Genomic DNA, 13,653 nt, shown 5'->3' with positions numbered 1-13,653 from the left:
CACCACTACTTAGGGAATCTCTAGTTTGATTTCTCTTCCTCCAGCTACTAAGATGTTTCAGTTCGCTGGGTTGGCTCTTTCCTGTCTATATATTCAACAGGTAGTACATAGGGTTGCCCCATTCGGATATTTCCGGCTCTTAGTTTGCTTCCAACTCCCCGGAACATTTCGTCGGTAACCACGTCCTTCTTCGCCTCTGTGTGCCTAGGTATCCACCATTAGCCCTTATTAGCTTGACCACAATGTCTGCTTGTTTGCTTTCACATCCATCTCAATGTCTGTGTCTGCGGTGCTTTTTCTCTTTCTCTTATGCAGTTTTCAAGGTTCTGGCTGGAATTTAACCCAGCAGTCAAAAACTATTATCATGTCAATAGTTTCAGTTGCTGTTTTTCTTCCAAATGTGGAGGTTAGCGGACTCGAACCGCTGACATCCTGCTTGCAAAGCAGGCGCTCTACCAACTGAGCTAAACCCCCCTACTAAATTTTGGATTTGCGATTTTGGATTGGTTGTTTATTTCAATCTAAAATCTAAAATCGCCAATCTAAAATTCTTCAGGTGGGCCATCCTGGACTCGAACCAGGGACCTCACCCTTATCAGGGGTGCGCTCTAACCACCTGAGCTAATAGCCCTTATCGAACCAAACCATAGTTTGAAAGCTTTACTTCAAGTCTGCGACCGACCTTGGGATAAACCGAAGTCTAGGTTTTTTGTCTAGGTCTTGATTTTTGACTTTTGACTTTTGCCTTTTGACTTGATTTGGGTCTCCCTAAAAGGAGGTGATCCAGCCACACCTTCCGGTACGGCTACCTTGTTACGACTTCACCCCAGTCATCAGTCCTACCTTAGGCATCCCCCTCCAAAAGGTTGGGGTAACGACTTCGGGCGTGACCAACTTCCATGGTGTGACGGGCGGTGTGTACAAGGCCCGGGAACGAATTCACTGCAGTATGCTGACCTGCAATTACTAGCGATTCCTCCTTCACGAAGGCGAGTTGCAGCCTTCGATCTGAACTGAGCTACGGTTTATGAGATTCGCATCACATCGCTGTGTAGCTGCCCTTTGTCCGTAGCATTGTAGTACGTGTGTAGCCCAAGACGTAAGGGGCATGCTGACTTGACGTCATCCCCACCTTCCTCCGGTTTGTCACCGGCAGTCTCTCTAGAGTGCCCAACTTAATGCTGGCAACTAAAAACGAGGGTTGCGCTCGTTGCGGGACTTAACCCAACATCTCACGACACGAGCTGACGACAGCCATGCACCACCTGTGTTCACGCTCCCGAAGGCACTTCCATCTTTCAACGGAATTCGTGACATGTCAAGCCTTGGTAAGGTTCTTCGCGTTGCATCGAATTAAACCACATACTCCACCGCTTGTGCGGGCCCCCGTCAATTCCTTTGAGTTTCACAGTTGCCTGCGTACTCCCCAGGCGGGATACTTAACGCGTTAGCTACGGCACAGCTCGGGTCGATACGAGCTACGCCTAGTATCCATCGTTTACGGCTAGGACTACTGGGGTATCTAATCCCATTCGCTCCCCTAGCTTTCGTCCCTCAGTGTCAGTCTTGGCCTAGCAGAGCGCCTTCGCCACCGGTGTTCTTCCTGATATCTACGCATTTCACCGCTACACCAGGAATTCCCTCTGCCCCGACCACACTCTAGCTTTGTAGTTTCCACTGCTTTTATTTGGTTGAGCCAAACTCTTTAACAGCAGACTTACAATGCCACCTGCGGACCCTTTACGCCCAATCATTCCGGATAACGCTTGCATCCTCCGTATTACCGCGGCTGCTGGCACGGAGTTAGCCGATGCTTATTCCTCAGGTACCGTCATTTTGTTCTTCCCTGAGAAAAGAGGTTTACAACCCAAGAGCCTTCCTCCCTCACGCGGTATTGCTCCGTCAGGCTTTCGCCCATTGCGGAAAATTCCCCACTGCTGCCTCCCGTAGGAGTCTGGGCCGTGTCTCAGTCCCAGTGTGGCTGATCATCCTCTCAGACCAGCTACTGATCGTCGCCTTGGTAGGCTCTTACCCCACCAACTAGCTAATCAGACGCAAGCTCTTCTTCAGGCAGCAAGCCTTTCACCTCTCGGCACATTGGGTATTAGCCACCGTTTCCAGTGGTTGTCCCCAACCTGAAGGTAGATTCTTACGCGTTACTCACCCGTCCGCCACTATCTCCGAAAAGACCGTTCGACTTGCATGTGTTAAGCATACCGCCAGCGTTCATCCTGAGCCAGGATCAAACTCTCCATTTTGGTTCGTCTGTTATAAAGCTCTTTCTTAACCGTTTTTACAACCACGGTCAGGTTATTTTCTTTCTGACGCAGGGTACTTGTCGTATTCTGGCTTTCAAACTATAATATTTTCAAGGTTCGGTGTGCTGTTTAGTGTCGCCTCTTTTTTGCTTCTCTGTTCAGCACTTATCTAATATATCGAATCTACTTTGGTTTGTCAACTACTTTGGCAAACTATTTTTCGGTTTGTTTTTTGTTTTATCTAAAATCCTTGTGAGACAAGGGTTATGAGCGTTAAAATTCCTGAGATTTCTGCCCTTTTGGTGGTGTTTTTGATTTGGCTGGGTTTGTGGAGTTCCACTTCTGGTTTTTTTTGAGTCATTAGAGAAAGAAAGACAATAATTGATAGTGTTGAGTGGATATAGATAGATATTAGAGATGAAGAGTTCAGTGGCTGTACTACCACCGTTTTTGGTGCTGGATCAATTGTTGCAAAGTTGGTTGTTGGAAGATATTGGTAGGGGAGATCGTACTACTCAATCTCTATTGTCCCAACATCCCACTAGAGGAGAAGCTAAATGGATAGCGAAAGCACCAGGGATAATTGCTGGTTTACCGATTGCGGCTAGGGTGTTTCAGCTTTTGAATAATCAAGTTGATTTTGTCAATGTTACCGATGAGGGTACACTATGCGAACCAGGGCAGGTGATAGCGGAAATTAATGGTTCACTGGATACGCTGTTAATGGGGGAAAGGGTAGCGCTTAATTTGGTGATGCGGTTAAGTGGAATTGCCAGTTTGACTAATATATATGTAGAGAAAATAGCTGATTTACCTGCTCAGTTGGTGGATACGCGCAAAACTACTCCAGGGTTGAGAATTTTGGAAAAGTACGCTACTGCTTTGGGTGGTGCGATGAATCACCGGATGGGTTTAGATGATGCGGTGATGATTAAGGATAATCATATTGTTGCGGCTGGGGGAATTGGGGAAGCTATTACCCGCATTCGTTCTCACGTTCCTTATCCTCTAACAATTGAGGTGGAGACGGAAAATTTAGCACAGGTGCGGGAAGCTTTACAGTACAAAGCAGATATTATTATGTTGGATAATATGCCTTTGTCTATGATGAGTGAGGCTGTATTATTGATTCGTGATGAAGATGATCGGGTGAAAATTGAGGCTTCGGGAAATGTAACTTTGGAGACTGTTCGCGCTGTTGCGAAAACTGGTGTTGATTATATTTCTACTAGTGCGCCTATTACTCAGTCTAAATGGTTGGATTTGAGTATGAGAATGGTTTAATAATGTCTGAATCAGGATATCCGGGATTAAAGGATTAACAGGATGAGAAATTTACCAATTACCAATTACCAATTACCAATTACCAGGCTCAATTAGATGACTAGCAACTTGAGTTAATAGAGGAACTGGGAAATTCTCTCTACAGCAGTTTCTAAGATTTCTGGTTTTTGTACTAATGCAAAGCGAACGTATCCTTCACCGAATTGACCGAAGCCGACTCCTGGGGAAGCGGCTACACCTGTTTTTTTAACTAGTTCGGTGCAAAATTCTATGGAATTATGACTCCATTGTGGGGGTAATTTTGCCCAAATGTACATTGTGGCTTCTGGTGTGGGAACGTTCCAACCGATACGGTGCAAGGCTTTAATGAAGGTGTCCCGGCGTTGACGGAAAATATCAACGGCAGATTTTACACCATCTTGGGGTCCGGTGAGGGCGGCGATCGCTCCGTTCAAAATTCCCAAATATTGGTTAAAATCAACGCTGGCTTTGATTTGCTTAAGGGCTTGAATTAATTGCGGATTCCCAATTGCGTAACCAATGCGGAAACCACCCATATTATAGGATTTGGAAAGGGTAAAGAATTCAATAGAGACGCTTTTTTCGGGGTCTGCTTGCAAAATTGAGGGAACAGGGGATTTTGGATTTTGGGTTTTTTCTGTGAAGACTAAATCTACGTAAGGGAAGTCGTGAACGAGAACTATATTATGTTGTTGACAAAAGGCTACGGCTTCTTGAAAGAAGGATAAGGGGGCGATCGCACTGGTAGGATTATGAGGATAGCTTAATACCATTAACCGCGACTGGGCTAAAACTGTGGCGGGAATATCACTAAAAACTGGTAAAAAATTATTTTCTGGTTTTAATGGCATGGGGTAAATTTGACCACTAGCCAAGTATACTCCTCCGGCATGGGAAGGATAACCAGGATCTAATAATAGGGCAAAGTCGCCGGGATTAAGCACGGCTAAGGGTAAATGGGCTGTTCCTTCTTGAGAACCAATGAGGGGTAAAACTTCTGTTTCTGGGTCAACTGGGATACCGAATTTTTGCTCGTACCACTGGGCTGCGGCTTGACGGAAATTTTGAGTGCCACGAAATAATAAATAACCATGAGTGGTAGGATCATGGAGAGATTGAGCGATCGCTTCTATGACGTGATTCTCGGTAGGTAAATCTGAAGAACCTAAAGATAAATCAATTAATTCTCTTCCAGCAGCCAAAGCAATGGTCTTGGCTGTGTCCATATCGGCAAATACGTTAGATTTTAAGGGTTGTAACCGGGTAGCAAATTGCATTTCAATTATTATTTATTGGTCATTAGTCATGAGGTAGTGATCAAAAACTATGGAGTTTTGATCACTAATCGGTAACTAATTATTATTTAAATGATCTTCCAAAAAACTGAGTAATTTATCTTTACCAATTACTCCCTCAATAGATTCTAATAGTTGTTCTCCTCTTACCAATCTCAGAGCCGGGAGACCTTCTACTTGGTATTGTTTGACTGTGAGTGGATTGGCATCAGTTTCCATCTTAACAATTTTTAGGCGATCGCTATAAGTTGTCGCAGCCGCATTAATCACTGGTGACATCAATTGACAAGGTCCGCACCAGGAAGCCCAGAAATAAACTAATACAGGCTGTTCGGCTTTTAATACTTCCGTTTCAAACTCAGCATCAGTGATAGTGATTACACCCTTGTTCATTATAGTCTCCATAAAGTAGTATAAATTGGCGTTGCTGAATGAAAGTATGAATTTGTCTCTCGCAGAGGCGCAGAGGCGCAGAGAGTAAGAGTTCGAGAAATGGAATTTTTGATTTTCATACCGCCATTATGCAATGGACATAAATTAATCAAATTCATTCACAAAATACTTTATCCCAATCTGAGAGTCAGTTGTTATCCGATTTTAGATTTTGAGTTTTAGATTGTAAAAGATTTACTAATAAACTTTTCGGCTTTGAAAATGGAGTAAAATCCCACAACCAAGATGTGTGGGATTAGCTGAATTGAATTATCTGCAAAAACTACAGATTATCCAGTTGTTTGCGTAGAGATTCCAATTCAGCATCAACTGGTTCAACCGATTTAGCTGTACTGGTTGGTTGTACTGGAGTTGTGGTGCTAGATTGTTCTGGGGTTAGTAGTTTTCGGTCGGGTGCAGGTGCTAAGGATGCTTTCAAAGCGGCCAATTCATCATCAACATCACTACCAGATTCTAACTTGGCAAATTGGTGATCTAAATCTGCACTTACTAACTCGGATACAGCCTGAGATTTAGCTTCTTGCATTAATACTTTTTCTTCCATGCGCTCAAAAGCAGACATGGCACTATTGCTACTCATCCCACTAACCATATTTCCCAATTGTTCTTGGGCTTTTGCAGCGGTAATCCGGGCTTTGAGCATTTCTTTCTTGGTTTTGGCTTCAGAAATTTTGCTCTCTAACTGGATTAAATTCTTTTTCAGACCTTCTACCTGAACAGTTTGCTGATCTAGACTGGTTTTTAAAGCCGTAGCAGTATCAGTATAAGTTTTCTTGCGCTCTAATGCTTGACGGGCTAGGTTCTCATCACCTTTTTGCAGGGCAAGTTGGGCGTTACGTTGCCACTTATTAATTTCGGCTTGTCCTTCATTATACTGTTTTTCAGTGCGCTTCTGGGCAGCTATTGCTTGTGCTACACCTTGGCGCAACTTCACCATATCCTCTTGCATTTCGAGGAGGGCTTGTTCCAGCATTTTTTCTGGATCTTCGGCTTTACTGACTAAATCGTTTAAGTTAGCACCAACTACTCGTTTAAGGCGATCAAATAATCCCATAAATTTATTTTTCCTTTAGAGGTTTACGCTCTTGGTTAGATAGTTAGCCTTTCTACTATATCAATAGCTACCTATGCCAATGTAGTCTTTCCAGTCTGGATTACTATCTTTTTTTCTATTCTGAATCATGAACCTATTAATTATCTATATTAACCAGAGAAAGTTATGGTTCGGGTGTTTTGGGTAAATTATGATCTGGCTGGGGATTTTCTTCTTGATTTAGGATATAAGTTTTCATGGCTGCGAGTTCTGTATCAATATCATGGTGAGAATCTAAGGATGCAAATTCTTTTTCTAGATTATCACCACCCAGTGTACTAGCAACTTCTGATTGTGCTTCTATTTGTAAGACTTTTTCCTCCATTCGTTCTAATGCACCTAAGCTAGATGTAGCAGAAGTTCCAGTTAACATTTCTTGCAGCCGATAGGAAGCTTCTGCGGAACGAGCGCGAGCGATATACATATCTTTCTTAGTTTTTACCTCAGCCAGTTTTAACTCTAAAGTCCGCATATCTTGCTTTAATTTGGCGACTACATCTTTTTGCTGCTGAATTTGGCTGGTTAAAGTTGTAGCGGTCTCTTGGTAAAATTTGCGTTTGGTGAGAGCTTCCCGTGCGAGGGAGTCATTACCTTGCTGGAGGGCTAATTGGGCGCGACGATACCATTCTGCGGCTTGGGATTCTCCTGCGGCTGCTTGGCGTTCTGTGCGCTTTTGGGTGGCGATCGCTTGAGCTACCCCTTGACGCAATTGTACCAAATTCTCCTGCATTTCCATGAAAGCTGTTTCCAGAATTTTTTCTGGATCTTCTGCATTGCTAACCAGACTATTAAAATTAGCGCGAATCACCCGCAGAATACGGTTAATAACTTCCATGTTGGCTCTACCTTGACCATTTACTGGACTTTGAGGATTGCTATATTGTTATCATAGTAAGAAATCAGTATGAATTAGCCTCACGCAAAGGCGCAAAGACACAAAGGTCAGAGTTTTTGGCGTTAAATTCAGTAAATTTTATTCAGTAAAACCAGCATTTTTTAACTATGGCTGTTGTAATCGTCCTTTAATGCCTTTTGCCTCTAATTCCTGCAATCTGCGCTTAATCTCATCCTTGGTTTTCAAAGCACCCAAATAAATAAATTTTTTATTTGGTGATAAATAAGCATCAGGAACAACTTGCTTGGCGGCTGTTAAAGCTTTGTCGCCTTGATTATCAGCAATAATATAATAGTATCCATTAGCTGATGGTTTGACATCTTCTGGTAGGGGTGAAAAAGTAGCTGTAGGCTTTGCTAAAGGTGTGGATTTAGAGAGGGTGTTAGGTAAGGGGGAAAGTCTCGGTAATCGAGAGATAGGAGTTATGGGGGGTTGAATAGCTACAGGAGTGGAAATGATTTGAGGGGTCGGTTTAACTTTTGGTGTTAAATCTACGACATCTTTAGGATCTCTAACTTGTCGAAATTCTTGGGTGGCTAAATTAGGATATTTAGCTATGGGGGTGATTTTTGGTTCGCTAGTCAGTTGGGAATTATTTTCTATAATTTCTGTGTTTTGTGTATTTTCCGCAGTCTTTGATGAATTATTGTTTAGTACGCTACTGAAATTCAATTTAGGTAAATTTTTGGGATTGAAGACGACATAACCTAAAGTCAAACTTGCCAATAATAGCAACAGCATTGAACCAATACCTAAAGGTGATAAGACACTATCACGGGATTTAGGAGAATTAGGAGTTTGATTTTGTGGTGCAACGGCTGTCAAACTCCGCAATAATGCCTCACTAGATTCTAAATAATCATTTGGTTGTTGAGGAGGATCATTTGAGGTGAGGAGGGTTTGGTTGTCAGGGGAGGGAATTTTGGTGGGAACTATACTGCTAGTTGATTTTTCTAGGTTTGGAGGAGTGGGGGTTTCTTCTATGTCTGAGTTAGCAAACTCCTGGGGAAAATCAATGGTTTCAGTCTCATTCGTCAAGAATGGATTTTCTGAGGGAATGGCTACGGGAGGAACTGCTGGTAGTTGAATCTCCTTCGACAAGGTTGTTGTTTGATAATTAGTGTAACTTTCTACACTTCTTGCTGTTTGTGATTTGGTGTTTTTGCGTGTGCGTCTATATCTGGTTAATTCTTGATCCAATTGTATTTCTAAACTAGCCAGTGCGGTAGTTAGGGTAGGGTTTAAGCCGGGTGTTTGCGGGGATTTGGTAGAATCTATCAAAGGATTTTGATTCATTGTTTAAGATGGAGTCAGGGTAGATGATTAAATGAATTTTCAATATACTGGTGAAAGTTGATTATCAGTATTCAGCTATTTTTATGGTAAAACTAATAACATAATATGTCTTTTAAGTCAATTGATCAGGTTTTAGGAAATATTCAACGTTCACCACAATGGCAAGAACAGGTATTGCTGCGGTTGCTAAAGTGCTGGGTAGAAGTTGTGGGGACTGCCGTTGCGGTGCAAACTCGTCCTTTGTCTATTCAGCGTGATGTTTTGTGGGTAGCAACTTCTAGTGCTGCTTGGGCGCAAAATTTGACATTTGGCAGGAAAACTATGTTGGTAAAGTTAAATAACAAGCTATCTACGTCTTTGGTAGATATTCGCTTTTCTACAGCCGAGTGGAAAAATTCATCAATAGCGGGAACAGAAGCCACTGTTTCGGCATCTGAACATCCTAGTTATGTGGCTGATGATTTGATTGGTGATAGGTTAGTTCAAGTCAATATTGACAATGCGTTGGGTGCTTTTGAGAATTGGGCGAAGATGATGCAAGAGCGATCGCATCATCTCCCCTTGTGTCCCCAATGTCAATGTCCCACTCCACGGGGTGAACTTGAACGCTGGGAAGTTTGTTCTCTCTGCTGCTCCAAGCGGTTAGGATAAATATTGAACTATTGTAAATAATTCAGTAAATTAAATGCTAAGAACCGATTTTAACTCTATCTAAAGTAACGTTTTTACAAAACGAGTAAATCCAGAATCAATGTTTTAATCTTGATCCCCAATAAGTTTTAGGTAAAAATAAATATGTACGCACTCTAATAATTATTTACATATATAACAAGAATCTAAAGATATCCTAAAGTTTATTTATGGTTAATAATCGCTAGAACCTATATCCAACAATGATTTTTTACCCTTCATGCCTATTTTGATTAAGAAGCAAGATATATAAGTGTGATAAGTAGTCCTGAATGGTACTGAAGATGAAGGCACATGAAACTAATTAAGCGTTTAACATCTACCTGTCGTTATTGTCGTTATTACCAGCCACAAGGTCGTCGTGGTGGTATGTGTGAAAAATTGAGCGCACCAGTACAAGGGGTCTGGAAAGCTTGTCCTTTCGTCATGTCCGCTTTTGCACCTGCTTGGGAAACTTTAGAAGATGCTTGGAGTTTACCAGTAGCCAAACCTGTTTTTGCGGCTGCTCAAACTCTCCAGACCGATTTGGATCATGTTACAGTAGTCTCTGTCGAAGACATTCCTGCTGCCGCTACACAAGAAGTGAAAAATCAAAGCGTACTCATTTAACTATTCATGATTACGGACATCAATTTTCTGTCCACCCTAATAAAATTTGACTGGCAATTTGTTAGTGTTTCCAATTTTGACATCTTTAGAAATCGCACCTTCCACAACAGGTGCGATTTTGGTAAGTAGTGAGACAGAATTAATTACACAATGTTATTGCGTTAGCGCAGCGTGGCGTTAGCCATAGGAAACGAAGTGAAATGAAGCAATTGCCAGGGTTGTGATTGCTTCCCTTCCCTCGCAATGACTGTAAATATGTTTGTCCAATTACTTATATAGCAGGACGTAGGGGCGCAGATCCTGCGCCCAGTCAAGAGTCAGGAGAACAAAGAAAGATTGAGACTCTTATGAGTAAAGTTTCATTATCAAATCAATTTAAGGCAACCAAGGAAAATCTCGGAAGTTAGGGGGACGCTTTTCCAAAAAGGCTTGTTTTCCTTCTGCTCCTTCTTCTGTCATGTAATAAAGTAGAGTAGCGTTACCAGACAATTCTTGTAAACCAGCTTGTCCGTCACAGTCAGCGTTAAATGCTGATTTCAGACAACGAATAGCTATGGGACTTTTTTCTAATACTTCTTGCGCCCATTGTACGCCTTCTGTTTCTAGTTGTTCTACAGGGACGACAGTATTAACCAAGCCCATTTCTAGGGCTTCTTGGGCGTTATATTGACGACAGAGAAACCATATTTCCCTGGCTTTTTTTTGTCCTACTATTCTGGCTAAATAACTAGCACCAAAACCACCATCAAAACTCCCTACTTTGGGTCCTGTTTGCCCAAAAATGGCATTATCAGCCGCAATAGTTAAATCACAAATTAAATGGAGAACATGACCCCCACCAATAGCATAACCCGCGACTAGGGCAATAACGACTTTGGGAATGGAACGAATGAGACGTTGCAAGTCTAAGACGTTTAACCGGGGGATTCCGGTTTCGTCTACATAACCTGCTTGTCCACGCACACTTTGATCACCACCTGAACAAAAGGCATATTTTCCATCTGTATGAGGTCCTGCACCTGTAAATAGGACTACGCCAATGGTGGTATCTTCTTTAGCATCCCAAAAGGCTTCGTATAGTTCAAATACGGTTTTTGGACGGAATGCGTTACGTTTGTGGGGACGGTTAATAGTGATTTTGGCGATACCGTCGGTTTTTTGGTAGATGATGTCTTCGTAGGTTTTGACGGTCTTCCAGTCGGTTTCTATCATGAATAATCTGTGATTTGTGCTTGAGAATTTTATCGCGGATATCGAAGTATTTTTCTCGCCGATATTTTCGTTGTTTTTCTGATACTTAGAAAGCCCTGCGCCCCTACTTCTTGACAATGGGGTTTAAAATTGATTGGTGCAAATACTTTACATTGGGGTTGGAAATGACTATTGCCAGTATTCCACAGATCAAGCCTTTAACAGACAAAGAATTGCAACAAATCAATGCTTATTGGCGTGCTGCTAACTATCTGTCTGTGGGACAAATTTACCTTCTTGACAATCCTTTACTAAGGGAACCCCTCAAACAAGAACACGTCAAACCTCGACTCTTAGGACATTGGGGAACTACTCCAGGGCTGAACTTGATTTATGCCCACTTTAACAGAGTTATTAAAAAATACGATCTCAATGCAATTTACATAGCTGGACCCGGACATGGTGGACCCGGACTTGTTGCCAATACATACTTAGAAGGAACATATAGTGAATATTACCCTAACATTTCCCAAAATGAAGAGGGAATGCAAAAACTATTCAAACAATTTTCCTTTCCTGGTGGTATTCCCAGCCACGTCGCCCCAGAAACCCCTGGTTCTATCCATGAGGGGGGAGAATTAGGTTATGCTTTAGTTCACGCTTATGGGGCGGTATTTGATAACCCTGATTTGATAGTTGCGGCGGTTGTCGGTGACGGAGAAGCGGAAACTGGACCTTTGGCAACTAGCTGGCATTCTAACAAATTTATTAACCCGGTTACTGATGGTGCGGTTTTACCAATTCTGCATTTAAATGGTTACAAAATTGCTAACCCAACCGTATTAGCACGGATACCTCATGAAGAGTTAGCAAGCCTATTTATCGGCTATGGCTATAAACCTTACTTTGTGGAAGGTGGTGACCCTGCGGAAGTTCACCAACAAATGGCAGCAGTATTAGATACAATCATTCCAGAAATTCAAAGTATCCAAAGAGAAGCGCGGATACATGGTTGCCAAGAAAGACCGCAATGGCCAATGATTATCTTACGCACTCCTAAAGGTTGGACCGGTCCCAAGGAAGTGGACGGGAAGAAAACAGAAGGTTATTGGCGATCGCACCAAGTCCCCTTTAGTGATATAGCTGGTAAACCGGAACATCTGCAACTGCTGGAAGATTGGCTAAAAAGTTACAATCCTGAAGAACTGTTTAATGAAAAGGGTCAACTCATTCCTGAACTTGCAGAATTAGCACCCAAAGGTCAGCGTCGCATGGGAGACAACCCCCACGCTAACGGCGGAATTTTGCTGCGTGACTTGAAAATGCCTGATTTCTCCAACTACGCTGTAGAAGTACCCCAACCAGGGACAGTTAACGCCGAAGCTACCAAAGTTACTGGTAAGTTTCTCCGTGACATTATGAAACTGAACGACGAAAGCCGCAACTTCCGCGTTTTTGGTCCTGACGAAACCGCCTCAAATCGGCTAGATCCTTTATTTGAAGTGACAAATCGCGCTTGGGATGCGGAAACTCTCCCCGAAGATGACCATTTATCACCGGACGGTCGAGTAATGGAAATCCTCAGCGAAACCAATTGTCAAGGATGGTTAGAAGGCTATTTATTAACAGGTCGTCATGGTTTCTTCTCCTGTTATGAAGCTTTTATTCACATCATTGATTCGATGTTCAACCAACACGCCAAATGGTTGAAAACGACTCGTCATATTACTTGGAGAAGACCAATTGCATCTTTAAATTATCTTCTCACTTCCCACGTTTGGCGACAAGATCATAACGGGTTCTCTCACCAAGATCCTGGGTTTATTGACCACGTAATTAACAAAAAAGCCGAAATTATTCGTGTTTATCTGCCACCTGATGCTAATACTTTATTATCAGTAACCGACCATTGTTTAAGAAGTCGGAATTATGTCAATGTCATTGTGGCTGGTAAACAACCAGCATTACAATATTTAGACATGGATTCTGCAATTAAACATTGTACTAAAGGTTTAGGAATTTGGGAATGGGCAAGTAATGATCAAGACAGTGAAACTGATGTAGTTATGGCTTGTGCTGGAGATGTTCCGACTTTGGAGACTTTAGCGGCTGTGGATATTTTAAGACAACATTTCCCAGATTTAAAAGTGCGGGTTGTCAATGTTGTGGATTTAATGACACTACAACCACAAAGTGAACATCCTCACGGTTTAAGTAGTAAGGATTTTGATACGATTTTCACAACTGATAAACCTGTGATTTTTGCTTTTCATGGTTATCCTTGGTTAATTCATCGTCTCACCTATCGGCATACAAATCACCACAATATTCATGTGCGTGGTTATAAAGAAGAGGGAACAACAACCACACCTTTTGATATGGTAGTGATGAATGATTTAGATAGATTCCACTTGGTTATGGATGTGATTGACCGTGTTCCAAAATTAGGTTCTAAAGCAGCTTATGTGAAGCAAAAATTGCAAGATAAGTTGATTTCACATCAGCATTATATCCAGAAACACGGTGAAGATATGCCAGAAATTCGTGATTGGACTTGGCCATATTAAT

The 13,653-nt window shown here is 42.1% G+C and carries 10 protein-coding genes, 2 tRNA genes and 2 rRNA genes (1 of these 14 running past the window's edge); 4 read left to right on the top strand and 10 right to left on the bottom strand.

The genetic code is table 11. From position 1 onward, the window contains the following. The 4 genes from NG743_RS08830 to NG743_RS08815 form a co-directional block, all read right to left on the bottom strand. A 23S ribosomal RNA gene (locus NG743_RS08830) occupies nucleotides 1-239 on the bottom strand; it reaches 2,586 nt to the left of the window's first position. 162 nt (nucleotides 240-401) lie between these two features. Continuing rightward, nucleotides 402-474: transfer RNA gene (locus NG743_RS08825), tRNA-Ala, on the bottom strand. An 83-nt stretch (nucleotides 475-557) separates the two neighbouring features. Beyond that, nucleotides 558-631 (bottom strand) — tRNA-Ile (locus NG743_RS08820). Between the two features lie 140 nt (nucleotides 632-771). Next, nucleotides 772-2,258: ribosomal RNA gene (locus tag NG743_RS08815) — 16S ribosomal RNA — on the bottom strand. The 16S and 23S rRNA genes sit together here with 2 tRNA genes alongside, the layout of an rRNA operon. A gap of 417 nt (nucleotides 2,259-2,675) precedes the next feature. Here NG743_RS08815 and nadC point away from each other — a divergent pair. Then, a complete protein-coding gene (nadC, locus tag NG743_RS08810; protein ID WP_027403963.1) occupies nucleotides 2,676-3,542 on the top strand; it encodes a carboxylating nicotinate-nucleotide diphosphorylase in 867 nt (288 codons plus the stop codon). 113 nt (nucleotides 3,543-3,655) lie between these two features. Here the strand turns inward: nadC and NG743_RS08805 are convergent, their stop codons facing one another. From NG743_RS08805 to NG743_RS08785, 5 genes are all read right to left on the bottom strand, one after another. Further along, a complete protein-coding gene (locus NG743_RS08805; protein ID WP_027403964.1) occupies nucleotides 3,656-4,840 on the bottom strand; it encodes an LL-diaminopimelate aminotransferase in 1,185 nt (394 codons plus the stop codon). Nucleotides 4,841-4,915: 75 nt separating this feature from the next. Continuing rightward, the gene (locus tag NG743_RS08800) at nucleotides 4,916-5,251 is read right to left on the bottom strand and encodes a thioredoxin family protein (RefSeq protein WP_027403965.1); all 336 of its coding nucleotides are present in this window, start codon (nucleotides 5,249-5,251) and stop codon (nucleotides 4,916-4,918) included. A 322-nt stretch (nucleotides 5,252-5,573) separates the two neighbouring features. Beyond that, entirely contained in the window at nucleotides 5,574-6,365 is a 792-nt protein-coding gene (locus tag NG743_RS08795) for a PspA/IM30 family protein (protein WP_257121857.1), read from the bottom strand. Nucleotides 6,366-6,528: 163 nt separating this feature from the next. After that, the gene (locus tag NG743_RS08790) at nucleotides 6,529-7,239 is read right to left on the bottom strand and encodes a PspA/IM30 family protein (protein WP_257121856.1); all 711 of its coding nucleotides are present in this window, start codon (nucleotides 7,237-7,239) and stop codon (nucleotides 6,529-6,531) included. Nucleotides 7,240-7,404: 165 nt separating this feature from the next. Then, nucleotides 7,405-8,595, bottom strand: coding sequence for a hypothetical protein (locus tag NG743_RS08785; RefSeq protein ID WP_257121855.1), 1,191 nt, complete (start codon nucleotides 8,593-8,595; stop codon nucleotides 7,405-7,407). 105 nt (nucleotides 8,596-8,700) lie between these two features. Between NG743_RS08785 and NG743_RS08780 the strand changes: the two genes are divergently transcribed. Both NG743_RS08780 and NG743_RS08775 read left to right on the top strand, forming a co-directional pair. After that, entirely contained in the window at nucleotides 8,701-9,246 is a 546-nt protein-coding gene (locus NG743_RS08780) for a DciA family protein (RefSeq protein ID WP_027403969.1), read from the top strand. Nucleotides 9,247-9,579: 333 nt separating this feature from the next. Continuing rightward, entirely contained in the window at nucleotides 9,580-9,894 is a 315-nt protein-coding gene (locus NG743_RS08775; protein WP_027403970.1) for a hypothetical protein, read from the top strand. Between the two features lie 375 nt (nucleotides 9,895-10,269). Here the strand turns inward: NG743_RS08775 and menB are convergent, their stop codons facing one another. After that, complete coding sequence (menB, locus tag NG743_RS08770; protein WP_035082730.1) at nucleotides 10,270-11,106, bottom strand: 1,4-dihydroxy-2-naphthoyl-CoA synthase; 837 nt, start codon at nucleotides 11,104-11,106, stop codon at nucleotides 10,270-10,272. Between the two features lie 164 nt (nucleotides 11,107-11,270). Between menB and NG743_RS08765 the strand changes: the two genes are divergently transcribed. Further along, nucleotides 11,271-13,652 carry a phosphoketolase family protein gene (locus NG743_RS08765; protein WP_257121854.1) on the top strand — a complete coding sequence of 794 codons (2,382 nt, stop codon included), beginning with the start codon at nucleotides 11,271-11,273 and terminating at the stop codon, nucleotides 13,650-13,652. The last annotated feature ends 1 nt before the right edge of the window (nucleotide 13,653 follow it).

Source organism: Dolichospermum heterosporum TAC447, from assembly GCF_024584745.1.
Classification (GTDB): domain Bacteria; phylum Cyanobacteriota; class Cyanobacteriia; order Cyanobacteriales; family Nostocaceae; genus Dolichospermum; species Dolichospermum heterosporum.
The sequence above is the reverse complement of the archived record's forward strand: the minus strand, read 5'-3'. Positions and strand labels throughout refer to the sequence as shown.